We start from the raw sequence: 24,405 nt of genomic DNA, 5'->3' as shown, positions 1-24,405 counted from the left end.
AAGGAGAGCATGATGGGCGAGACGATTATTGAAAAGATTATCAGACATAATACAGGAAAGGCAGTAAAGCCGGGAGATATCGTGACAGTCAATGTTGACAGATGCATGATCCATGATATTTTCATTCCTTTTGTAGCAGATAAATTTGAAGAGATGGGATTTACAAAGCTTCACGATCCGGATAAAGTGGTTTTGATTTATGACCACCTGGTTCCGGCAAGCCAGCAGGATGACACAAGACATTTCCACAAAGGAGATGAATTTGTAGAAAAATATGGATTGACTCACGTACATAGAAGCGACGGAATCTGTCACCAGTTGATGACAGAAGCCGGATATGTGAAACCTGGAGATATCGCATTCGGAACAGACAGCCATACGACAACTTATGGTTGTGTCGGTGCATTTTCATCCGGAATCGGTTATACAGAAATGGCAAGTATTCTCGGAACCGGTACAATGTGGATCAAAGTTCCGGAGACAATCAAAGTTGTGATTGACGGAGAACTTCCGGAAAATGTAATGTCCAAGGATATCATTCTCCGACTGATCGGAGATCTCCGTGCGGACGGAGCAACTTACAGAGCACTGGAATTCTCGGGAAGCACGATTGAGAATATGTCAGTTGCAAGCCGTATGACAATGGCAAACATGGCAATCGAGGCAGGAGCAAAATGTGCTCTTTTCACACCAGATGAGAAGACGGCAGAATATTGTGAGATTGAACTCAACGACTACCAGAAAAGCCTTGTTGGAGATGAAGATGCTGTCTATATGAAGACAATGACATATAAGGCAGAGGATTTCGTTCCGGTTATGGCATGTCCGTCCCAGGTTGATAAGATTAGAGACGTTAGTGAGTTAGAGGGAACAGAGATTGATCAGGTATTCATTGGATCCTGTACAAACGGACGTCTGGAAGACCTCAGAGCTGCAGCAGAAGTACTCAAAGGGAAGAAAGTTGCGGACTTTGTGAAGTTGATCGTTACACCGGCAAGCCGCAAGATCTACAGACAGGCACTGGCAGACGGGACGCTGGACATTCTGGCAGAAGCAGGTGCAATCATCACACATCCGGGTTGCGGACTGTGCTGCGGAAGAACAGGAGGAATCCTTTCTGACGGAGAACGAGTTGTAGCAACGAATAACAGAAACTTCCTTGGGCGTATGGGAACATCTAAGGTAGAGATTTATCTTGCAAGCCCGAGAACAGCAGCGGCATGTGCAGTTGCCGGGAAGATTGTGAATCCGGAATAAGATAATATAGAAATATTAAAAGCTATCGATTACAACAATTAAGATGAAATTTGTTGTAACTGTTCAAAAAGCCATGGTAGAAGCTTATTATCCTCTTAAAGACAAGTCTACTTGGGATATATAACAGGTTTTCAGAGAGCATCGATCATAGGTGTGATCAGCATAGTGCAAGCATGGACTTTGACTCGTTTGATCGCGTAAATGCAAAAGGGAAAGCGATTCTTTAACCGCATTCCCTTAATTATAACTGCTTGGAATTAATCTCCCAAAATGCTATACGTATTTCGGATACTTACAGAATATCAATATATTCCCCGGCCAGTGCCTTATTCATACTTCTTACTGCACAGAACTTTCCACACATACTGCAAGTATCGCTGTGGTCGTCCTCCGGTTTTCTGCTGTCGCGGATTGCTTTTGCAGTTTCAGGATCCAGAGCGCATTCAAACTGTGCATCCCAGTCAAGAACACGGCGGGCATCTGCCATCTTATCATCGATATCTCTTGCTCCAGGAATTCCTTTGGCAATATCAGCAGCATGAGCTGCAATCTTAGAAGCAATGATTCCCTGTTTTGTATCTTCAACATTTGGAAGAGCAAGGTGTTCAGCCGGTGTTACATAGCAGAGGAAGGAAGCACCGTTCATTGCCGCAACAGCTCCACCGATCGCGGAAGTGATATGGTCATATCCAGGAGCAATATCTGTAACGATAGGTCCAAGAACATAGAAAGGAGCTCCCATACAGATGGTCTGCTGCACTTTCATGTTAGCTGCAACCTGATCAAGCGGTACATGTCCAGGTCCTTCTACCATAACCTGAACATTATGATCCCAGGCACGTTTTGTCAGTTCGCCGAGACGTACAAGCTCTTCAATCTGGCATACATCTGTAGCGTCAGCCAGACATCCAGGACGGCACGCATCACCAAGTGAGATCGTCACGTCATATTCTTCACAGATATCAAGAATCTCATCATAGTACTCGTAGAATGGGTTCTCTTCTCCTGTCATGCTCATCCATGCGAATACAAGGCTTCCTCCACGGCTTACAATGTTCATTTTACGTTTATGCTTTTTGATCTGTTCAATTGTTTTTCTTGTGATTCCGCAGTGAAGTGTAACAAAGTCAACACCGTCTTCTGCATGCATACGGATGACATCAAGGAAATCCTGTGCAGTCAGAGTTGCAAGATCTCTCTGATAATGAATGACACTGTCGTATACAGGAACTGTACCGATCATAGCAGGACATTCAGAAGTCAGTTTGCGACGGAATGGCTGTGTATCTCCATGGCTGGAAAGATCCATGATCGCTTCCGCACCGAGTTCTACTGCGCTCATTACTTTCTGCATCTCAATATTATAATCTTTGCAGTCACGGGAAACTCCGAGATTGACATTGATCTTTGTGCGGAGCATGCTTCCGACACCTTCCGGGTTCAGTGCTTTGTGGTTTTTGTTCGCACAGATCGCAACTTTTCCTTCTGCGACAAGCTTCATCAGTTTGTCAGTTTCCATATGTTCTTTTTCAGCTACTGTTTTGATTTCCGGGGTGAGAATCCCCTTGCGGGCTGCATCCATCTGGGTTGTGTAGTTTCTCATGTTGTTTTGCCTCCGTTCTTACATGTGAATTGATAAATATTATGACGTCAGCAAAACACGGACAGCGTACACGAGAAAAGCTACTACCTCCTGCACATGAACGAATGTGGACAGGAGATGTAACTATTAACCTACACTTCCAGTGAATGAGTAGAAAAATTATGCTGACGCCTTCAGCGGAGAGATGTTAATAACTGGAAAATAAAGAGGTTATTAACGGAAAACTCCGGTGATTACAGATTGATTCTGCATTTTCTTGTGCGGTACAAGGTGGTGTCCCCAATGTATCGCATAGAACAACTTATGAAGTCGGGAAAAGCTGTGCCATTACTCCACTTTTCTGGAATACTGAAATCAGCAGGAATGCCAGGATACTTCCGGCTACTGTTGAGATCAGGAATGGGATCACATAGATAAATAATCCTGCCGGTGCTGCTCCCATAAGGAATAAAGCAACCGGATAAGCAGCAATTCCTCCGAGAATACCTGTTCCAAGTGCCTCTGCAAGACAAGTAAGGCTTAAATTCTTACATTTCTTGTAAACAAGTCCACAGCAGAGAGCTCCAATCATACTACCCGGGAAAGCCATCAGACTTCCGATTCCAAGTATGTTGCGTAGAAGGCTTGCACAGAATGCAATTCCAACGCCCCAGCCGGGACCAAGAAGTACGGCTGCAAAGATATTTACCATATGTTGAACCGGTGCACATTTACTTCCGGCTACAGGAAAGCTTAAAAAGCTTCCAACGATGGCAAGAGCGGTGAGAACACCTGCAAGTGCCAGTTTTTTTGTGTTTGTTGTCTGTTTCATAACTTGAGTCTCCTTTCAAATGTAAAAAAGGATCCTCACCTGAGTGAAGATCCTACCAGCTGTCCGAAGTAAAAAGAGATGCAAGGGCATCTCAATCATTACATGGTATCAATTCCCTCCGTTGGCATTATCCAAATCAGGTTTAAACGGGTCGAAACGGTAACACGTCTCCTCTCAGCCGGTTCTGACCAGCTCCCCTTTGACAATATTTAGTTCTTTGTCTGATGCTATTATGAACCGAAAAAGTGAAAAATGCAAGAGGAAAATTTGAAGCAAAAGGAGAAAAAATTTAAATCAGGTTTAAAATTATAAGAAGCTGTATTGAAAAATAAATAGAAAAACAATACAACTTCTTATTTTTATATATTATTACATAAAAAACAGAAGAAAAAGATTGGGTATACTGCGAATTGTATTGTGACATGTATTGTTGTATATTAAGTACATGAAGAAAAAGTACTGATCAGAGCAATGATAATCAGAACACTGTAAGTGATAACGGTAATTATGGTTAATTGTATGGAGAGGTCACGGGCGAATGAAAAAATTTGAAAAAATTGTAACCTGGATTCAGGAGGAAGTCAGGTCGGGAAGAATGGTTTCCGGAGAGAAGCTTCCTTCAGAACAGGAACTATCTGAACAATTCCAGGTCAGTCGTCAGACGGTACGACGGGCATTGGAAGAATTAGTAAAAGAGAATATTGTGGAAAGCAGACGCGGAAGTGGCTCTTATATATGTGAAGATGCGGGAATCCTTCTTGGAAATACAGAAAGAAGAGCAGATCATGAAGAAAAACGAATCGCAGTAATGCTGACGTATATCGATACCTATATTTTTCCTGTTATTATCCGGGAAATTGAAAAAAAGGTAACACAGGCAGGCGGAATACTTCAAATTGCAATGACAGACAATTCTGTAGCAAAGGAGCGGATGCATCTGGAAGAATTTTTGAGAACAAGAAGAATTGATGGTTTGATTGCAGAGCCTGTAAAAAGTGGGCTTCCGAATCCGAATTTAGATTTATATCAGAAATTACAGAAATCAGGAATACCGGTTGTGTTTGTGAATAGTTTCTATGAGAATCTCACAATTCCACATGTCAGTCTAGATGATGAGAAAGCTGGATATCTTGCAACAAAACATCTTTTAGAATGTGGACATACAAGAATCGCCGGAATCTTCAAGGCGGATGACGGGCAGGGAAGAATGCGATATGCAGGATACACAAAGGCACTCATGGAGCATTCACTTAAGATTAAAAATCGTCAGATTTTATGGGTTGATTCGGAAGATATCCGGGAAATGGAGATGGAAAGTGACAGAGTCCTGAAACGTTTAGATGGATGTACGGCCTGTGTCTGTTACAATGATGAGATTGCAAGTAAACTGGTCAAGGTACTGCAAAGTGCGGAAGTCAAAGTGCCAGATCAGATTTCCGTTATTGGAATCGACAATTCCAGTCTTGCAAGATTTAGTGAAGTACCAATCACGTCGGTGAATAATCCGGCGAATGAGATTGGAAAGTGTGCAGCACAGATTATATTGGATAAGATTGATAAAAATATGGAAATGTACTCAGCGGAATTTGCACCGGAACTTGTGATGCGAAATTCTGTGAAATTATATAATGAAGTCATGTAGACAGTAGACGAAAGGAGAAGAACAATGTTAGAACAGTTAAAAAAAGAAGTGTATGAGGCAAATATGCTGCTTCCAAAATACGATTTGGTTACATTTACATGGGGAAATGTAAGTGGAATCGATCGAGAAAGCGGACTTTTTGTTATTAAACCAAGTGGAGTTGAATATGATAAGCTGACTCCGGAAGATATGGTAGTTGTTGATCTGAACGGAAATAAAGTAGAGGGACGTTACAATCCATCTTCCGATACACCGACACATGTTGTTCTTTATAATCGTTTTCCAAAAATCGGTGGTGTTGTACATACACATTCTGCATGGGCAACAAGCTGGGCACAGGCAGGAAGAGATATCCCATGTTACGGAACAACACATGCAGATTACATCTACGGAGAAATCCCATGCGTGCGTAATCTGACGAAAGAAGAGATTGAGGAAGCATATGAGAAGAACACAGGAGTTCTGATTGCAGATGAGTTTGAAGCTAAGAAGAAAGATTATATTGCAGTTCCGGCAGTTCTTTGTAAGAATCATGGTGTATTTACATGGGGTAAAGATGCACACGAAGCAGTTCACAATGCAGTTGTTGCAGAAGAAGTTGCAAAGATGGCAGCAAGATGTGAGATGATCAATCCGCAGGTAAAACCGGCTCCGCAGGAACTTCAGGATAAGCATTACTATAGAAAACATGGTGCGAATGCCTATTACGGACAGAATACAGCAAAATAATAACTGTCAAGTATAACATAATAACAAATTAAGTGATAAATAAAAAATAACTATAAACATTTTATAACAAGGAGGACACAAAAATGTTAAAGAAGAAAGAGTACAAATTCTGGTTTTGCACAGGTTCACAGGATCTTTACGGAGATGAATGTCTGGCGCATGTAGCAGAGCATGCCAAGATTATCGTAGAGAAGCTCAATGAGTCTGGAGTTCTTCCATATGAAGTTGTATGGAAACCAACATTGATCACAAACGAACTGATCCGTAAGACTTTTAATGAAGCTAATATTGATGATGAATGTGCCGGTGTCATTACATGGATGCATACATTCTCACCTGCAAAATCATGGATTCTTGGACTTCAGGAGTTCAGAAAACCACTGCTTCACCTTCATACACAGTTCAATATGGAGATCCCATATGACACGATCGATATGGATTTCATGAATGAGAACCAGTCAGCACATGGTGGACGTGAGTTCGGACACATTTTCACAAGACTTGGAATCGAGAGAAAAGTTGTTGTTGGACACTGGTCAGACGAGAAGGTTCAGGAGAAGATCGCTTCCTGGATGCGTACAGCAGTTGGTGTGATCGAAAGCAGCCATGTACGTGTCATGAGAGTTGCAGACAACATGAGAAATGTTGCTGTTACTGAAGGTGACAAAGTAGAGGCACAGATTAAATTCGGATGGGAAGTAGATGCTTATCCGGTAAATGAAATCGCAGAGTCTGTAGATGCTGTAAGCGCAGCAGATGTAAATACATTAGTAGAAGAGTATTATGACAAATATGAGATCCTTCTTGAAGGAAGAGATCCGGAAGAGTTCAGAAAACATGTTGCTGTTCAGGCACAGATTGAGCTTGGATTCGAGCGTTTCCTTGAGGAGAAAAACTATCAGGCAATCGTTACACACTTTGGAGATCTCGGTGCACTCAAACAGCTTCCTGGACTTGCGATCCAGCGTCTGATGCAGAAGGGATATGGATTTGGAGCTGAAGGAGACTGGAAGACAGCAGCTATGGTCCGCATCATGAAGATCATGACAGAAGGCATGAAAGATGCAAAAGGAACATCGATGCTGGAAGATTATACATACAATTTTGTGCCTGGAAAAGAAGGAATCCTTCAGGCTCATATGCTTGAGATCTGCCCATCTATCGCAGATGGTCCGATCAGCATCAAGGTAAATCCACTTTCTATGGGAGACAGAGAAGATCCTGCAAGACTTGTATTTACATCAAAAGAAGGAAAGGGTATTGCAACATCACTGATCGATCTTGGAGATCGTTTCCGCCTGATCATCAATACAGTTGACTGCAAGAAAAATGAAAAACCAATGCCGAAGCTTCCAGTAGCAACAAACTTCTGGACACCGGAGCCGGATCTCGCAACAGGAGCTGAAGCCTGGATTCTTTGCGGTGGTGCACATCATACAGCATTCTCTTATGATATCACTGCAGAACAGATGGGTGACTGGGCAGCAATGATGGGAATCGAAGCTGTATATATTGATAAAGATACAACAATCCGTAATCTGAAAAATGAACTCAGATGGAATGAACTTGCATTTAGAAAATAAAAAATCATTAAGAGGATAACCTTCAATACTTAAAAATTTATCGAAAATTCATTGAAATGAAGAAAACGAAAAGGTATAATATCTAATTAGAAAAAAAGTCTCCGTAAATCTGTCCGCTAAGAAAATGCAAAGCAGACAGATCTGCGGAGTAAAAAGGAGTTTAAGTATGAGTATTAAAATTGGTATTTTAGGTTATGGTAATCTTGGAAGAGGCGTTGAGTGCGCAGTAAAGCAGAATGATGATATGGAGCTTGTGGCAGTGTTCACAAGAAGAAATCCGGAAGATGTCAAGATTCTGACAGAGACTGCGACAGTTTGTAATGTAGCAGACGTAGAAGACTGGAAAGATAAGATTGATGTTATGATAATTTGCGGAGGAAGCGCAACAGACCTTCCAAAACAGACACCTGTTTACGCAAAGATGTTCAATGTAATCGATAGTTTTGATACACATGCAAGAATCCCGGAGCATTTTGCAAATGTAGATGCAGCCGCAAAAGAAGGCGGACATGTAGGAATCATCTCCGTGGGCTGGGATCCGGGAATGTTCTCACTGAACAGACTGTATGCGAATGCAATTCTTCCAGATGGAAATGATTACACATTCTGGGGCAAAGGTGTAAGCCAGGGACATTCTGATGCAATCCGCAGAGTTGAAGGTGTCAAAGACGGAAAGCAGTACACAATTCCGGTAGAGGCTGCACTGAAAGCAGTAAGAAACGGAGAGAATCCGGAACTTACAACAAGACAGAAACATACAAGAGAGTGTTTCGTTGTACTGGAAGAAGGAGCAGATGCGGCGAAGGTAGAAGAAGAGATCAAGACAATGCCGAACTACTTCTCAGATTATGATACAACAGTACACTTTATCAGTGAAGAAGAACTGAAAGCAAACCACAGCGGAATTCCGCACGGTGGATTTGTACTCCGCAGCGGAAAGACAGGATGGAATGGTGAGAATAAGCACCTGATCGAATATAGTCTGAAACTGGATTCCAATCCGGAATTTACATCATCTGTACTGATCGCTTATGCAAGAGCAGCTTACAGACTGGCAAGCGAAGGACAGAGCGGATGCAAGACAGTATTTGATATTGCACCTGCATACTTAAGCGCAAAGAGCGGAGAAGAGCTTAGAAAACATATGTTATAAAATCGGATGCGGCGATGACTTACTTAAATGAGTTATACGCCGCATTTTTTATAGGAGGGCAAAAATATGAGAGGAAAAGAAGAGATTAAGAAAACAATCGAAGAAGGAAAAGCGGTGCTTGGAATTGAGTTTGGTTCTACAAGAATCAAAGCAGTTTTAATTGATGAGGATAAAAGTCCGATCGCATCCGGAAGTTATGACTGGGAGAATCAGCTTGTAGACAATGTCTGGACATACAGCATGGAGAAAATCCAGAATGGTCTTCAGGGATGTTACCAGGATCTTGTGAAAGATGTAGAAGCAAAATATAATGTGAAGCTTACAAAATTTGCAGCACTCGGAGTCAGCGCAATGATGCATGGATATCTTGCGTTTGATGAGAATGATGAATTGCTTGTTCCGTTCCGTACCTGGAGAAATACGATCACAGAAGAAGCTTCTGAAAAACTGACAGAGCTCTTTTCTTATCATATTCCGCAGCGTTGGAGTATTGCTCATCTGTACCAGGCAATCTTAAATGGTGAAGAACATGTAAAAGATGTTCGTTATATTACAACACTTGCAGGATATATCCATTGGAAACTGACCGGCAAGAAGGTGCTCGGAAATGGTGATGCAGCAGGAATGTTCCCAATCGACATAGCTACTAAGAAATTTAATGAGAAGATGATGGATCAGTTTGATGAACTTACAGCAGAGAAGAATTTCCCATGGAAGATCCGTGAAATCCTTCCGGAAGTTCTTGTTGCCGGAGAAGACGCAGGTGTATTGACAGAAGAAGGCGCAAAACTGCTTGATCCTACAGGAACACTTCAGTCCGGAATTCCAATGTGTCCTCCGGAAGGAGATGCCGGAACAGGAATGGTTGCAACAAACAGCGTTGCTGTCCGTACAGGAAATGTATCTGCCGGAACAAGTGTATTTGCAATGGCAGTACTTGAGAAAGACTTGACAAAGCCTTACGAAGAAATTGACCTCGTAACAACTCCGGCCGGAGATCTTGTAGCGATGGTACACTGTAATAACTGTACATCAGATCTGAATGCATGGGTGAATCTGTTCCGTGAATTTGCAGAGAGTATGGGAATGACAGCAGATATGAACCAGATTTTTGGAACACTTTATAACAAAGCATTAGAAGGAGATTCCGATTGTGGCGGACTTCTGGCTTACAACTATTTCTCAGGAGAGCATATTACAGGATTTAACGAAGGAAGACCGTTGTTCGTTCGTAAACCTGACAGCAAATTTAATCTTGCAAACTTTATGAGAGTGCATCTTTATACTTCTCTTGGAGCATTGAAGACAGGAATGAATATCCTTCTGAAAAAAGAACATGTTGCATTGGATCGAATGATGGGACATGGCGGATTGTTTAAGACAAAAGGTGTTGGACAGAGAATCCTTGCAGGAGCAATCGATACACCGGTTTATGTTATGGAGACAGCAGGTGAAGGTGGTGCATGGGGAATCGCACTGCTTGCCGATTACCTTATTAAGAAAGAGGACAAGGAATCGCTGACAGATTATCTTGAGAACAAAGTATTCCATGATGCAGTGGGAACAGGAATGGATCCGGTTGCGGAAGATGTGGAAGGATACGAGAAATTTATGGAAACATATGCTAAGGGTCTTGCAATCGAGAAAGCAGCGGTTGAAAATTTATAGTTACGTGTGTTGCTGGACGGTGGCAGATGAAGTGGAAAGGATATTTTCAAGGGGCTGTACATGGTATCCCATCTCTTCCCATCTGGTCAGTAGTTCATCCAGGATTTCAGCATTAGTGGAAGATGTGCTGTGGAGCAGAACGATAGCTCCGGGATGAATCCTTCCGAGGAGTTTGGAGAAAGCTTCTTCTTTGGATGGCTGGTTATCCTGATACCAGTCTACATAGGCGAGACTCCAGAAGAAACTTTTGTAACCAAGTTCTTTTGCCATTTGAAGATTAGCTTCACTGTATTTTCCCTGAGGAGGCCGATAGTATTTGGTCATATTCTTTCCGGTTACGTTTTTATAGGCAGTTTCTACATATTCCAGTTCTTTTTGAAAATCTTCTATAGAAGAAATATGGGACATGTCGGGGTGATGCCAGGTATGGTTTCCCACGGTGTGTCCTTCTTTTATTATCTGTCGGATCAGTTCAGGCTCAGAGTCAATGTAGGTTCCGACAACAAAAAAAGTGGCTTTTACCTGATGTTTTTTCAGTGCATCAAGGATGGCAGGTGTATTTCCGTTTTCGTAACCGGCATCAAAAGTAAGATACAGAACTTTTTCAGACGTATCCTGTGCGTAATAAGCATCCATAGATGCAAGTTCCTGGATCGAAGCATTTCCAACAGGAGTTTTGCCTTCTTCCTGAAAACTTAACCCCCAGTTTCCTTCTGAAGAAAGTGTGAGATCAGGAAGGGCACAGGAAATCGTCCGGGGAATAGAAGTCACGGAGTTCTGGTTGACAGGAGAGGGGCGAGCCGAAGTTGACTCATTAGAAAAAGCGAAAATCTGTTCTTTAAGAAATCCAGCTCCAATACCTGAAAAATAAGAGAAGATAAGAAATAAAATGCAATATTTTTTTGATTTCAAAGGGTGTATGGGAAAATGGATACATTTCCGGGAAAGAGAGAGTTTCATTCGTTCACCTCGGAAAATTGTTAATAGAATATATGAAATTGTATTTCTTTTTATACTTGTTGAGCAGGCAAAGGAATGATATACTAATCCGGTAATTGTATTGTATCCCGCAAGTTGGGAATGATAACAAGGAGGAATTGAATAATGAAAACAAAGAAACATGACACTCGTTGGATGGTTAGTGTTGCACTTATGGCAGCGATCGTGATCGTACTGGCCAATACACCGCTTGGTATGATCCAGCTTCCTATCATTAAGGCAACAACAGTTCATATTCCGGTGATCCTCGGAGCAATTCTGTTAGGACCTGGTGCAGGAGCAATTCTTGGAGCAGTTTTTGGTATATGCTCTCTGGTCAGTAATACAATGGCTCCGACACTCTTATCCTTTGCATTTTCACCATTTTTAAGTACAACCGGAATTCCTGGGGCGTTGAAGGCAATCTGGATATCTGTTGGATGCAGAATTCTGATCGGTGTGGTAGCAGGATGGCTGTGGGTACTTTTTACAAAGATTAAACTGAATCAGTTTATCGCACTTCCGATTGTGGGATTCGTTGGTTCAATGGTGAATACTGTCACTGTAATGGGAAGTATCTATTTCCTGTTTGCACAGCAGTATGCCGAGGCGAAAGAAGTTGCACTTACAGCAGTATTCGGTCTGGTGATGGGAACTGTGACAGCATCCGGTATTCCGGAAGCAATCGCAGCAGCAATTCTCGTTCTGGCACTTGGAAAAGTACTTGTTGTAGTTTTCCGCAAAATGAACCTTGGGGCTGTGAATGTGGAGTCTGCAAAATAACAGACAGATTTTAAAATAGAAGAAAGATATGAATCATGAAGAAGTTGAATAAATGTGGAATCAAGACTGTTATCAGTTCACAAAGTTGTGAAATAGTAACAAAACCACAAAAAATCAACTTCTTCATGTTGCTTTTTGATGAATTTTAGTTGCTGTTTTAGTTGATTAAGTGCCAGGTGTGTATTATAATAAAGCTATATGATATGCAAAACTGTTGGAAGATCAGAACAGCAGAAAGAAGAGGAGAAAGAGATGGCAGAGGATTACAGAAACCAGGCAATCGGCGTATTTGAACTGGAAAGTGAGTGTATCTGTTTTGTAGCACTTGATGCGGCAGCAAAAGCAGCAGCAGTAAAGATTCAGGGTGTGGAGAGAAATCGTCTTGCGGCAGGAGCCTGCGTGAAGATGAGAGGAAGTGTCTCTGACGTGAAGGCTGCAATGGAAGCAGCACTGGATGTAGCCAGACCGTTGACGAAGATTGTTTCCCATACGGTGATTGCATCACCTTCTGAGGATACGGAAAAAGCAATTGCAATGACAATTAATAAATAGGTGTTTGTTCAATTGTCTGTTGTACATATGAGAAGAGTATTGTTTTGTGAGGAAATCAGAGAAGGAAAAGAAAGGGAAATAAGATGAAGAAATATGGAGCATATGGCCTGGTAGAGGTAAAAGGAGAATCCAATGCGGTGATCGTAGTTGACCGCATGTTAAAGACTGCAGAAGTAGAGTATGTGACACAGGACACAAAGTGCGGTGGACATGCACTTGTTTTTGTAGGTGGCAGTGTATCAGCAGTAACAGCAGCGGTTGATGAAGTGAAAAATAATGCACCGTGTAAAGTTATACAAACTGCTGTAATCTCCAATCCGTCTCAGGAGATGGTTGACATAGTAGAAATGTTTAAGAATAGATAAGAGTTAGGATTAAGTAAAATGGAAAGAGCAATCTTGTTTTTTGATATTGATGGAACAGTGTTGAGTGAAGTGACAAAAGAGGTACCGCAAAGTGCGATTGAGGCAATGGAAAAAGCACGAGCGGAAGGACATCTGCTGTTTATTAATACAGGCAGAACAATCTGTAGTATTCCGACAGAGGTGAGAAAATTCCAATTTGATGGGTATTTATGTGGCTGTGGGACATATCTTACAGAACATGATGAAGTTTTGCTAAAAAGCTCGATTGAGAAGCAGAGAGGTATAGAACTGCTGCGAAAAGCAAAAGAATGTAATCTTGGTGTTATTGCGGAAGGACAAGAGGATTGTTATTTTCCTGGGCACATATCACGATTTGACAGGTTAGAATCTACAAGAAGATATTTTGCATCTAGAGGAATAGGAATCGAACAGTCTTTAGAGAGCGAAAGATTTGAATATGATAAGTTATTTGTTTACGTAGATGATAAGAGTGATTTTGATTCTTTTCGTAAGTATCTTGGAGATGACATGGAAGCACTTGACCGTGGCGGAAAGGCCTATGAGGTAATTCAGAAGGGATTTTCTAAAGCGACAGCATGTCAGTTTATTATGGAAAGATATGACATGGATGCAAGTCGTGCGTATGTCTTCGGAGACAGCAGTAATGATCTGGCGATGTTTGAATATGCGGAGCATGCGATTGCGATGGGCAGACATGATTCGGTATTGGATTCATATGCTGAGTTTGTTACAAAGACAGTGGAAAATGATGGAATTGCATATGCCATGAAGCATTATGGATTAATTTAACAGAAAATAGAAAACAGGATCTGTCAGTAAAGATAAAAATGGCGGATCCTGTTTTTTATATATTAGGAAAGTCCTTTTCTAATATATAAAAAACGCTCCGCTCAGGATGCGCACTGCGGCGTACAAGGTAGGTGTCGTAAGCGACCGCCGCAGGCGCAAGAATGTGCCAAGGCACATTCTTTGTTCATAAAGTATTTCTGTTATACAATACCGGCACCGTCAAAGAAGCTGACATCTGTTGGATATACATAGCTGTCTCCAATGTCATGAAGAAGTACAACATTCAAGTGATTATTCAGGTTCTTTTTATCCAAAGAAATTGCATCAGTCAGTACATCAATCGGTAAATTAGAGTTGTCCGGAAGTTTATAAATCTCCAATGCCTTTTTGATCTGTTCTGCGCATCCGGATGTGGTTAATCCTTTCTCTTCTGCAATCTTTGTAATCTGATACATACCAATTCCAACAGCCTCTCCATGGCTTTCGCGCTCATAATTGAAGTGCTGTTCAATCGTGTGCGCAAGTGTGTGTCCAAAGTTCAGAAGAATACGTTCTCCAAGGTCAAACTGATCGGCTTCGACAACGATTCTTTTGATATCAACGCAGCGTGCAATAATCTGTGTCAGCTTCGGCTTTAAATCATCGAAGGAAGTATGTTTACATAAAAGCTCAAAAAGCTCTTTGTCTTTGATGCATCCATATTTGATCACTTCGCCCATTCCATCACTGATGAAATGATCTGGCAATGTATTTAGCACATCTGGGTCAATGATGACTGCCTTTGGGTGATAAAATGCACCAACAAGATTTTTTCCCTGTGAAAGATCTACCGCAACTTTTCCACCAACGGAAGAATCGACTTGCGCAAGAAGTGAGGTTGGAATCTGTACAAATTTGATTCCACGCAGATAACTGCTGGCAGCAAATCCGGCAAGATCACCGATCACACCGCCACCAAGTGCAATGAGCAGGTCACTTCGTGTTAGTTTTGCATTTATTAATGCTTCATAGATCTTAGGCAGAGACTGGAAACTCTTAGTAGGTTCGCCGTGAGGCAGAACAAAAGAGTAGCATTCAAACCCTGAGTCAGACAATGCTTTTGTGATAATTTCTCCATAGAGAGGAAAAACATTGTCATCTGAAACGATCATGATTTTTTTTCCGGAGAACACTTCGCTTACAAGTTCTCCGGTTTTTGCAAGGATTCCATTTTCAATATGGATCGGATAAGAATTCGGTCCAAGATCAACTGTTAATTTCATGACGATCTCCTTAGAATTTTTTACCGACTACTTCGGCAATTTGACGAACTTGCTGAAGCAGAACATCATATTTCTCAGGTTTCAAAGATTGGGCTCCGTCACAAAGGGCAGCTTCCGGATTGTTGTGAACTTCAATCATAAGTCCGTCAGCACCTGCAGCAATTGCAGCCTTTGCCATAGGCTCAACAAGCCACCATTTTCCGCCAGCATGACTTGGGTCAATAACAATCGGAAGATGTGTCTTGCTGCGAAGAACAGGGATACACTGAAGATCCAGAGTGTTTCTTGTAAAAGTCTCAAAAGTACGGATACCACGTTCACAGAGAATGACATTTTCATTACCGGATGCCATGATATACTCAGCGGACATGATCCATTCTTCGTATGTGGCATTCAGTCCTCTCTTTAACAAGATTGGGCGATCAACCTGTCCTAATTCTTTGAGAAGATCAAAGTTCTGCATGTTGCGGGCACCAATCTGGATCAGGTCAACCTTCTCGTTGAATACATCCAGATACTTGGAAGACATGAGTTCTGTGACAATAGGAAGTCCGACTTCTTCTCTGACTGCACAGAGAATATCAAGTCCCTCAAGTCCGAGTCCCTGGAAAGCGTAAGGACTTGTTCTTGGCTTGAATGCGCCGCCGCGGAGAAGATTTGCTCCGGATGTCTTTGCTTTTTGAGCAATCTCAAGGACCTGTTCATAGGATTCTACAGAACAAGGTCCTGCAATCAGTCCTAAATGTTCACCGCCAATCTTAACACCGGAAACATCAATAATAGAGTCTTCCGGATGAAATGCGCGATTTGCAAGCTTATAAGGCTCCTGTACATGCATAACTTTGTCAACACATGTGTCAATTTCAAATTGTCTTGGATCGATCAGTGTTGTATCTCCGATACATCCGATGATCGTCATTCCGGTTCCCTGAACCAGATGAGTGTCAAGTCCGTGCTTTTTTACAAGATTTTCGACACGGTGTATATTTTCCTCAGAAGTATGAGGTTTCAAAACAATAATCATTTTTTATCATCCTCCTTAATATTCGTACTGTAAAATTTTAGTTGTTTAAAGTGCGAAAACATATGTATCATAAAACATATACAATTAGATGTCAATGTCTTTTGGATTATTTGAAGAAATATATCAAAAAAACATGCAAAATAGTGTGATTATTTCATGAATAATCACATTGACGGATAGAGTGCGCAGTGCTAATCTAAAAAGCGTGTCATGTGAAGAGAGAGTTCTCCTGGCATGAGATTGACAGAAACTGACGAAAGAATCGTTTCTGGAACTTGACATGTAGGCTTACATATTAAAAAGAGGTAAAACAAATGAAGATTTTAAAACAGTTTGGTGTGATATTCGGTGTTTGCTGGGTCAGTCTTGTAATCGAACATTATCTGCCGTTTTCTTTTCCGGCGAGTGTAATCGGTATGATTTTATTGTTGATCTGTCTGCTGACCGGGTTCTTAAAGATTGAGCATGTGCAGGAAAAAGCAGATTTCTTATTAGGAAATATGGCATTCTTTTTTGTACCGGCAGGAGTAAGTATCATTAATTATTTTGACATTTTAAAAAGTACAGTACTTCAGCTTCTTGTAATCTGTGTTGTATCCACGATTGTAACATTTGCTGTGACAGCGTATGTAGTTACGCTGACAGTGAAATTGATGGAGAAGAAAAAGGGAGGAAAGAAAGCATGAAAGAATTAATGGCATCTCCTTATTTTGGAGTAGGGTTGAGTGTGGTAGCATTCTGGATAGGAGAAAAGCTGCATAGTAAATTAAAGACACCGATCTGTAATCCGCTGATCGTTGCGATTGTATTGATTGTAGGAGTCCTTTTGATTTTTGATATTCCATATGATAGCTATGATGTGGGCGGGGCTTTGATCAATATGTTTCTTGCTCCGGCAACAGCATGTCTTGCGGTTGCAATTTATACAAAAATTGATGTTTTGAAGAAATATTGGCTTCCAATTGTAGTTGGATGTACTGCAGGATCAGCAGCATCTATGGCAAGCGTGTTTGGAATGTGCAAATTATTTGGACTGGATCAGAGCATGACAGTTTCACTGATCCCTAAGTCAGTGACAACACCTATCGCAGTGAGTATTTCTGAGCCGGCAGGTGGTGTAGTGCCGATTACGGTGGTTGCTGTTATTTTCACGGGGATTCTTGGAAGTATTCTGGCTCCGACGCTGATCAAAATATTCCATGTGAAGGATTCTGTGGCAGCAGGACTTGCGATCGGTGCATGTAGTCATGCAGTCGGAACATCAAAGGCAATTGAAATTGGTGAGATCGAGGGTGCAATGAGCGGTCTTGCAATCGGAATCTGTGGAATTATTACAGTGCTGTTTTCAATGCTTATTATGTAGGCAAATTTAATAATCATGAAAAGAATCGATTTCATCAGGATTTTTCGTATAGAAACATTGCCTGAAAGAAATCGGTTCTTTTTTTGAAAAAAATAAGGATTTCACGCTTCGGTCATGACAAATGTGGAAACTTATGTTATACTCTAAGTTAGGTTAGTGCCATTATACTTTGAATTATGGTTTGTGTGAAAAAGACAGAACAGGCACTGAAAGATAGAATTTAAAGGAGCTATACGGTATGAAAAGAGTATTGTTAAAGCTGAGCGGAGAAGCTCTTGCAGGCGAGAAGAAGACTGGATTTGATGAGGCAACTTGTATCGGAGTTGCGAAGCAGGTAAAACAGCTTGTAGATGAAGGTGTGCAGGTAGCAATCGTAACAGGAGGAGGAAACTTCTGGAGAGGAAGAACAAGTGAGACAATTGACCGTACAAAAGCAGATCAGATCGGTATGCTTGCAACAGTTATGAACTGTATCTATGTGTCAGATATTTTCCGTCATGTAGGAATGAAGACAGAAGTATTCACACCTTTTGTATGCGGAGCATTTACATCTCTGTTCTCAAAGGATGCAGCAGTTGCAGCACTGGAAGAAGGCAAGGTGATCTTTTTCGCAGGTGGAACAGGACATCCATATTTCTCAACAGATACAGGTGCAGTTCTCCGTGCAATCGAGATTGAGGCAGATGCAATGCTTCTTGCAAAGGCAATTGACGGTATCTATGACAGTGATCCGAAGGTGAATCCGGCAGCAGTGAAGTATGATGAAATTTCTATTCAAGAAGTGATCGATCAGAAACTCGCAGCAGTTGATCTGACAGCATCCATTCTCTGTCTTGAGAATAAGATGCCGATGCTTGTATTCGGACTTAATGAAGAGAATAGTATTGTAAATACAATGCAGGGAAAATTCACAGGAACAAAAGTTACTGTATAAACTATTTTAAATAGCGGAGGAATTACAGCATGAATGAAAAAAACAAAATCTATGATGATAAGATGACAAAGACAATTAACAATCTGGATGGAGAACTTGCTACAATCCGTGCAGGGCGTGCAAACCCACATGTACTGGATAAGCTGGCAGTTGATTACTACGGAACACCAACACCGATCCAGCAGGTAGCGAATGTATCTGTACCGGAAGCACGTATGATCCAGATCCAGCCATGGGAGAAGAGCATGCTCAAGGCAATTGAGAAAGCAATTCTTACATCTGATATCGGAATCAACCCGACAAATGATGGAACATCTATCCGTCTGGTATTCCCAGAACTGACAGAGGATCGCAGAAAAGAACTTGCAAAAGATGTTAAGAAAAAAGGTGAGGAAGCGAAAGTTGCTGTACGTAATGTCCGTCGTGATGGAAATGTTGCTTTCAAGAAACTGAAAGGAACGGAAATTTCTGAAGATGAGATCAAAGATCTTGAAGATGAACTTCAGAAGATCACAGACAAGTATGTTGCTAAGATTGACAAAATGGTAGAGGCGAAGTCCAAGGAAATCATGACAGTCTAAATCGAAAAACAGCAGAGCTGAATTGTCAGATTGTAATGTGGAAAAACTGTTTACAGATTATTTGTACGCAGATAAGTTTTTAAGAACATGGAGGCTTATTTAAGGCCTCCATTTCTTCTTTAAAGAAAGTTGCGACAGAGAGGATAAGAAAATGAACGTACCACAGCATATTGCGATTATTTTAGATGGAAACGGACGCTGGGCAAAATCAAAAGGAATGCCGAGAAATTACGGACACGCACAGGGAGCCAAGAACGTTGAGAAGATCTGTGAAGAAGCATGGCGTATGGGAATCAAGTACCTGACAGTCTATGCATTTTCTACAGAAAACTGGAGCAGACCACAGAATGAAGTGGATGCACTGATGAAACTTTTAAGAAATTACATGAAAACATGTCTGAAGACAGCGGCAAAGAATGATATGAAGATCCGTGTGATCGGCGATATTGAACCGCTGGATGAGGATATCAAGAGCCGGATCAGAGAACTGGAAGAGGCAACAGCCAACAATGGAGGGCTTAATTTTACAATTGCCCTGAATTATGGAAGCCGTGATGAGATCACAAGAGCAGCCAGAAAGCTTGCGAAGGATTGTGCGGCCGGCAAGGTAAATCCGGACACGATCGATGAATCATTATTTAATTCTTATCTGGATACAAATGACATTCCGGATCCGGATTTGATGATCCGTACAAGCGGAGAACAAAGATTATCGAATTATCTGCTTTGGCAGCTGGCCTATTCAGAGTTTTATTTTACAGATATTCCGTGGCCGGCATTTACGAAAGAAGAGCTTATAAAAGCGGTGGAAGAATATAACCGCAGGCATAGAAGATTCGGCGGAGTAGAGGAGGCGGAATAAAGATGTTTAAAACAAGGTTACTAAGTGGAATACTATTAGTGATCATCGCGCTTGTCACAGTGATCACGGGCGGAAACCTGCTCTTTGCAGTTTTGTTATTAATCAGCCTGATCGGAATGACAGAGTTGTATAAAGTATTTCACATAGAGAAGAAGGCACCAGGAATTGTCGGATATATTTTTGCAATCCTGTATTATGGGTTATTATATTTTAAACCGCTTCTTCCGGGAGAATCCTTAAACTGGTTTGTTATGCTGTTTATGGCTTTTTTGATCTGCCAGATGGCGGTTCTTGTATTTTCCTATCCGAAATATAATACACAGCAGATTTTTGCCGGTTTTTTTGGAATGTTCTATGTGGCAGTGATGCTCTCTTACATTTATCAGACAAGAAATCTTCCGGGAGGAATCTTCTCGGTATGGCTTGTGTTTGTATGCTCCTGGGGATGTGATACTTGTGCATACTGTGTCGGTATGTTGATCGGAAAGCACAAGCTGGCACCGATTTTAAGTCCGAAGAAATCAATAGAAGGTGGAATCGGAGGAATCCTTGGTGCAGCATTGATCGGAGTATTGTATGGACTTGCAATTAACTACTGGGGAAATGCGGCAGCAGATATATTGGAATATGCGATTATCGGTGCGGTTGGTGGAGCAATTTCACAGATTGGCGACCTGGCAGCTTCTGCGATCAAGAGATACCACAACATTAAAGATTATGGAAAACTGATTCCGGGACATGGAGGAATTCTTGACCGTTTTGACAGTGTTATCTTTACAGCACCTATTATTTTCTATCTTTCCCTGTTTCTGTAAAAGGAGATATATGTGTGATAGATGCGTTGCTGATCCACAGTTTTGTGGATTGTAACATAAGAGCAGAATAGAGGTAAAAAGTTACGATGAAGAAAATTGCAATTTTGGGATCCACAGGATCCATAGGAACACAGACATTGGAGATTGTCAGGACAAATGGCGATCTGGAGGTTACAGCACTTGCAGCAGGGAATAATATTGATCTCCTGGAGAAACAGATCAGAGAATTTAAGCCGAAACTGGCAGCAGTTTGGAAAGAAGAAAGAGCAAATGAATTAAAAGACAAAATAAATGATCTGGATGTTAAAGTAGTAAGCGGTATGGATGGACTGCTTGAAGTAGCGAGACAGCCGGAGTCAGAGATTCTTGTGACAGCAATTGTTGGAATGATTGGAATTCTTCCTACAATTGAAGCAATTAATGCAGGAAAAGATATTGCTTTGGCAAATAAAGAGACACTGGTCACAGCAGGACATATCATTATGCCGCTGGCAAAGGAAAAAGGGGTTTCTATTCTTCCGGTGGATAGCGAGCACAGCGCAATCTTCCAGTCTCTTCAGGGAGGACAGCAGAAGGCTCTGCACAAGATTCTCCTGACGGCATCCGGTGGACCATTTAGAGGAAAGAAACTGGAAGATCTGGCGAACATCCAGGTAGAGGATGCATTGAAACATCCAAACTGGGCAATGGGACGCAAGATTACAATTGACTCATCTACAATGGTGAACAAAGGTCTTGAAGTGATTGAGGCGAAATGGCTCTTTGGAGTGGATGTAGATCAGATTCAGGTTGTTGTGCAGCCACAGAGTATCATTCATTCAATGGTGGAATATGAAGATGGTGCAGTGATCGCACAGCTTGGAACACCGGATATGAAACTTCCAATCCAGTATGCACTCTATTATCCGGAACGTCGTTATCTTCCGGGTGACAGACTGGACTTTTCGACACTTCAGCAGATCACATTTGAACAGCCGGATCTGGAAACATTTTATGGATTGAAGCTTGCTTTTGAAGCGGGAAGAACAGGAGGTTCCCTTCCGACTGTATTAAATGCGGCAAATGAGAAAGCAGTTGCGCTGTTCCTTGACAGAAAGATTAAGTATCTCCAGATTCCTGAAATTATTCAGGCGTGTATGGAAGCGCATAAAAATATTGCGGCTCCAACCGTTGAGGAGATACTAAAGACAGAACAGGAAACATATGAATTTATTAAAAACAGGTGGTAATGTATGGGCATAATCTTGGCAATTCTGCTATTCAGTGCGATTGTAATCTTTCACGAATTAGGACACTTTCTGCTTGCAAAGAAGAATAAGATCCGTGTGGATGAATTCTCTCTGGGTCTTGGACCGACTATTTTTGGAAAACAGTTTGGAGAAACAAAATTCAGCTTAAAGCTTCTTCCGTTTGGCGGAGCCTGCATGATGGGAGAAGATGATGTGGATGATATGTCTGAAGGGAGCTTTAACAGCAAATCGGTCTGGGCAAGAATGTCAGTAATTGTTGCAGGTCCAGTGTTCAATCTTATTCTTGCATGGATCCTCTGCATGATTATTATTGGCTGGACGGGATATCGAGCACCGATTGTCAGTAATGTGACAGATGGATATTCAGCGCAGGAAGAAGGTATCGAACCGGGAGATGTGATTAAGAAGATCGGAGGAAAATCAGTTCATATCTGGAACGATATCAGTCTGTATAATATGATGCATGCGGGAACAAAAAGTGTAGAAGTTGAGTATGAGCGTGACGGTAAGGATTATACAGTTGTGCTGGAACCAAAACAGAATGAGGGAGATGCTTTTCCTCTGCTTGGAATTACAGGTGGTGAGATGGTTCGTCCGGGTCTGTTTGGAACAGTTCGATACGGAGCATATACGGTGAAGTATTGGATCACATATACAGTTGACAGTCTGAAAATGTTAGTTGGTGGAAAGGTAGGAGTAAAAGATCTTTCCGGTCCGGTTGGAATTGTCAGTGCGGTAGATAACGTTTATCAGGAAGCAGCTCCGGCAGGCATGGTAGTAGTGATTTTAAATCTTCTCAATATAGGAGTACTTCTGACCGCCAACCTGGGTGTGATGAATCTGTTACCGCTTCCGGCGTTGGACGGTGGACGTCTTGTATTCCTTATCATTGAGGCCGTTCGTGGAAAAAGAGTACCGCCTGAGAAAGAAGGCATGGTACATTTTGCAGGATTTGTGCTTCTGATGGCATTGATGGTTGTTATTATGTTTAATGACATTCTGAAACTTGTGTAGAAAACAGGAAAGAATAGGAGTTTTCCGCATATACTGGAAAAAGGAAACGAATCAGATGTGGGAGACAAACTATGAAACTTTTTCAACCGATACAAGGTTCAATTGAAAGCAAAGAAACGCAGGAGAATCTGATCGATCGTGGTCAGCTGCAGGTAAATGTTACATCTTCTGTGAATGCATTTCCAGTAAAAGAAGCACGGATTTCCATCTCTTATACAGGAATTCCGGAAAGTATATTAGAGCAGGTAGTCACGGATTCTTCCGGTCAGACAGAACTGGTTGAACTGAATGCACCACCGGAAGAATGGAGTCTGGATGAGAACGAAGAACGTCAACCATATTCAGAATATACATTGAATATTGAAGCAGAAGGATTTGAGTCGATCAGTGTTTCGGGAACAGAGATCCTGGCAAACACAAAGGCAATCCAGAATATACGCATGAAACAAAAGGATCAGAGCAGGGAAGAAGAGCAGGTATTCGTCATCCCTGCTCATACTTTATATGGAAATTATCCTCCGAAGATTGCAGAGGAAGAGATTAAGCCGGTAAATGAAACAGGAGAAATTGTCTTGAGCCGTGTGGTTGTACCGGAATATATTATCGTACATGATGGATCTCCGCGGGATTCTACAGCACAGAATTATTATGTGAAGTACAAAGATTATATAAAAAATGTCGCATCAAGTGAAATCTATGCAACCTGGCCGGCAGACACCATAAGGGCAAATGTGCTGGCAATTATGTCATTCACTTTAAACAGGGTTTATACGGAATGGTATCGAAATAAAGGGTTTGATTTTACAATTACATCATCAACGGCATTTGACCATAAATGGATCCCGGAGCGCAATATATTTGAGCCTATTTCAGTGATTGTGGATGAACTGTTTGCAGACTATCTGTCACGGCCGAATGTGCGCCAGCCAATCCTGACACAGTATTGTGATGGCCGCAGGGTGAGCTGTCCAAATTGGTTGACACAGTGGGGGTCAAAAAGTCTGGGAGAACAGGGATTTTCTCCGATTGAAATTCTAAGGTATTATTATGGTGACGATATGTATATCAATACGGCAGAAGCAATCTCAGGTATTCCGTCCTCCTGGCCGGGATATACACTGGAACAAGGTTCACAAGGCCCCAAAGTGCGTCAGATACAGGAAGAACTGAATGTGATTGCAGGTGCATATCCGGAAATCCCCAAATTGACGGAAGATGGAATCTATGGACCTGAAACAGAAGCGGCTGTCCGGAAATTTCAATCTATATTCGGTCTTCCGGTAACAGGAGAGATAGATTATAAAACATGGTATAAGATATCGGAAATTTATGTTGGCGTGTCAAGAATAGCAGAGCTTTCATAAAG

At 41.6% G+C, this 24,405-nt stretch carries 23 protein-coding genes, 1 pseudogene and 1 riboswitch; of the genes and pseudogenes, 19 read left to right on the top strand and 5 right to left on the bottom strand.

The annotated features are described in order from the left end of the window. Nucleotides 1–12: 12 nt before the first annotated feature. Complete coding sequence (locus tag LI162_RS09340) at nucleotides 13–1,257, top strand: 3-isopropylmalate dehydratase large subunit (protein ID WP_020436471.1); 1,245 nt, start codon at nucleotides 13–15, stop codon at nucleotides 1,255–1,257. A 292-nt stretch (nucleotides 1,258–1,549) separates the two neighbouring features. On the opposite strand, the gene thiC is transcribed toward LI162_RS09340, so the two are convergent. After that, entirely contained in the window at nucleotides 1,550–2,860 is a 1,311-nt protein-coding gene (thiC, locus tag LI162_RS09335) for a phosphomethylpyrimidine synthase ThiC (RefSeq protein WP_015529640.1), read from the bottom strand. A 301-nt stretch (nucleotides 2,861–3,161) separates the two neighbouring features. Continuing rightward, the gene (thiW, locus tag LI162_RS09330) at nucleotides 3,162–3,671 is read right to left on the bottom strand and encodes an energy coupling factor transporter S component ThiW (protein ID WP_015529641.1); all 510 of its coding nucleotides are present in this window, start codon (nucleotides 3,669–3,671) and stop codon (nucleotides 3,162–3,164) included. A 95-nt stretch (nucleotides 3,672–3,766) separates the two neighbouring features. After that, nucleotides 3,767–3,880: riboswitch (TPP riboswitch) on the bottom strand. A 329-nt stretch (nucleotides 3,881–4,209) separates the two neighbouring features. On the opposite strand from thiW, the gene LI162_RS09325 reads away from it, so the two are divergent. The 5 genes from LI162_RS09325 to LI162_RS09305 all read left to right on the top strand — a co-directional run bounded on the left by LI162_RS09325 (nucleotide 4,210) and on the right by LI162_RS09305 (nucleotide 10,446). Then, nucleotides 4,210–5,313, top strand: coding sequence for a GntR family transcriptional regulator (locus tag LI162_RS09325; RefSeq protein WP_226901259.1), 1,104 nt, complete (start codon nucleotides 4,210–4,212; stop codon nucleotides 5,311–5,313). 24 nt (nucleotides 5,314–5,337) lie between these two features. Beyond that, the gene (locus tag LI162_RS09320) at nucleotides 5,338–6,042 is read left to right on the top strand and encodes an L-ribulose-5-phosphate 4-epimerase (RefSeq protein ID WP_055148293.1); all 705 of its coding nucleotides are present in this window, start codon (nucleotides 5,338–5,340) and stop codon (nucleotides 6,040–6,042) included. Between the two features lie 83 nt (nucleotides 6,043–6,125). Then, entirely contained in the window at nucleotides 6,126–7,625 is a 1,500-nt protein-coding gene (gene araA / locus LI162_RS09315) for an L-arabinose isomerase (RefSeq protein ID WP_020436653.1), read from the top strand. 166 nt (nucleotides 7,626–7,791) lie between these two features. Further along, a complete protein-coding gene (locus LI162_RS09310; RefSeq protein ID WP_144367100.1) occupies nucleotides 7,792–8,778 on the top strand; it encodes a diaminopimelate dehydrogenase in 987 nt (328 codons plus the stop codon). 66 nt (nucleotides 8,779–8,844) lie between these two features. Further along, a complete protein-coding gene (locus LI162_RS09305) occupies nucleotides 8,845–10,446 on the top strand; it encodes a xylulokinase (RefSeq protein WP_155204563.1) in 1,602 nt (533 codons plus the stop codon). Here the strand turns inward: LI162_RS09305 and LI162_RS09300 are convergent, their stop codons facing one another. Beyond that, complete coding sequence (locus LI162_RS09300) at nucleotides 10,447–11,358, bottom strand: delta-lactam-biosynthetic de-N-acetylase (RefSeq protein WP_227156362.1); 912 nt, start codon at nucleotides 11,356–11,358, stop codon at nucleotides 10,447–10,449. It lies immediately after the preceding gene. Between the two features lie 192 nt (nucleotides 11,359–11,550). On the opposite strand from LI162_RS09300, the gene LI162_RS09295 reads away from it, so the two are divergent. The 4 genes from LI162_RS09295 (at nucleotide 11,551) to LI162_RS09280 (ending at nucleotide 13,934) form a co-directional block, all read left to right on the top strand. Then, entirely contained in the window at nucleotides 11,551–12,207 is a 657-nt protein-coding gene (locus LI162_RS09295) for an ECF transporter S component (RefSeq protein WP_020436657.1), read from the top strand. 252 nt (nucleotides 12,208–12,459) lie between these two features. Next, the gene (locus tag LI162_RS09290) at nucleotides 12,460–12,759 is read left to right on the top strand and encodes a BMC domain-containing protein (protein WP_015529649.1); all 300 of its coding nucleotides are present in this window, start codon (nucleotides 12,460–12,462) and stop codon (nucleotides 12,757–12,759) included. An 83-nt stretch (nucleotides 12,760–12,842) separates the two neighbouring features. Next, complete coding sequence (locus tag LI162_RS09285) at nucleotides 12,843–13,124, top strand: BMC domain-containing protein (RefSeq protein ID WP_015529650.1); 282 nt, start codon at nucleotides 12,843–12,845, stop codon at nucleotides 13,122–13,124. A gap of 18 nt (nucleotides 13,125–13,142) precedes the next feature. Continuing rightward, nucleotides 13,143–13,934, top strand: coding sequence for an HAD family hydrolase (locus tag LI162_RS09280; protein WP_227156355.1), 792 nt, complete (start codon nucleotides 13,143–13,145; stop codon nucleotides 13,932–13,934). A gap of 200 nt (nucleotides 13,935–14,134) precedes the next feature. On the opposite strand, the gene aroB is transcribed toward LI162_RS09280, so the two are convergent. Both aroB and aroF read right to left on the bottom strand, forming a co-directional pair. After that, entirely contained in the window at nucleotides 14,135–15,196 is a 1,062-nt protein-coding gene (aroB, locus tag LI162_RS09275; protein ID WP_054752358.1) for a 3-dehydroquinate synthase, read from the bottom strand. Nucleotides 15,197–15,206: 10 nt separating this feature from the next. Continuing rightward, nucleotides 15,207–16,220: a 3-deoxy-7-phosphoheptulonate synthase gene (gene aroF, locus LI162_RS09270; protein ID WP_117498098.1), complete on the bottom strand. Its 1,014-nt coding sequence runs from the start codon at nucleotides 16,218–16,220 to the stop codon at nucleotides 15,207–15,209. Between the two features lie 314 nt (nucleotides 16,221–16,534). Between aroF and LI162_RS09265 the strand changes: the two genes are divergently transcribed. From LI162_RS09265 to LI162_RS09225, 9 genes and pseudogenes are all read left to right on the top strand, one after another. Then, the gene (locus LI162_RS09265) at nucleotides 16,535–16,906 is read left to right on the top strand and encodes a CidA/LrgA family protein (RefSeq protein ID WP_020436660.1); all 372 of its coding nucleotides are present in this window, start codon (nucleotides 16,535–16,537) and stop codon (nucleotides 16,904–16,906) included. Beyond that, entirely contained in the window at nucleotides 16,903–17,583 is a 681-nt protein-coding gene (locus tag LI162_RS09260) for an LrgB family protein (RefSeq protein ID WP_117498096.1), read from the top strand. The genes LI162_RS09265 and LI162_RS09260 overlap by 4 nt, the downstream gene beginning before the upstream one ends. 238 nt (nucleotides 17,584–17,821) lie before the next feature. After that, complete coding sequence (gene pyrH / locus LI162_RS09255) at nucleotides 17,822–18,517, top strand: UMP kinase (RefSeq protein WP_015529656.1); 696 nt, start codon at nucleotides 17,822–17,824, stop codon at nucleotides 18,515–18,517. A gap of 29 nt (nucleotides 18,518–18,546) precedes the next feature. Further along, entirely contained in the window at nucleotides 18,547–19,098 is a 552-nt protein-coding gene (gene frr, locus LI162_RS09250; protein ID WP_015529657.1) for a ribosome recycling factor, read from the top strand. Between the two features lie 136 nt (nucleotides 19,099–19,234). Continuing rightward, a pseudogene (locus LI162_RS09245) lies at nucleotides 19,235–19,960 on the top strand (isoprenyl transferase); the annotation flags it as partial. A gap of 2 nt (nucleotides 19,961–19,962) precedes the next feature. After that, nucleotides 19,963–20,775, top strand: a complete 813-nt coding sequence (locus LI162_RS09240; protein WP_055148315.1) for a phosphatidate cytidylyltransferase — start codon at nucleotides 19,963–19,965, stop codon at nucleotides 20,773–20,775. Between the two features lie 86 nt (nucleotides 20,776–20,861). After that, nucleotides 20,862–22,004: a 1-deoxy-D-xylulose-5-phosphate reductoisomerase gene (gene dxr / locus LI162_RS09235; protein WP_020436664.1), complete on the top strand. Its 1,143-nt coding sequence runs from the start codon at nucleotides 20,862–20,864 to the stop codon at nucleotides 22,002–22,004. 3 nt (nucleotides 22,005–22,007) lie between these two features. After that, nucleotides 22,008–23,039, top strand: coding sequence for an RIP metalloprotease RseP (gene rseP / locus LI162_RS09230; RefSeq protein ID WP_054752364.1), 1,032 nt, complete (start codon nucleotides 22,008–22,010; stop codon nucleotides 23,037–23,039). A 71-nt stretch (nucleotides 23,040–23,110) separates the two neighbouring features. Beyond that, nucleotides 23,111–24,403, top strand: coding sequence for a peptidoglycan-binding protein (locus LI162_RS09225; protein WP_015529662.1), 1,293 nt, complete (start codon nucleotides 23,111–23,113; stop codon nucleotides 24,401–24,403). Nucleotides 24,404–24,405 lie beyond the last annotated feature (2 nt).

The organism is Mediterraneibacter sp. 210702-DFI.3.120 (genome assembly GCF_020561005.1).
GTDB lineage: Bacteria > Bacillota > Clostridia > Lachnospirales > Lachnospiraceae > Mediterraneibacter > Mediterraneibacter faecis.
Note: the sequence above shows the minus strand (reverse complement) of the source record. Positions and strands in the feature narration are given on the sequence as shown.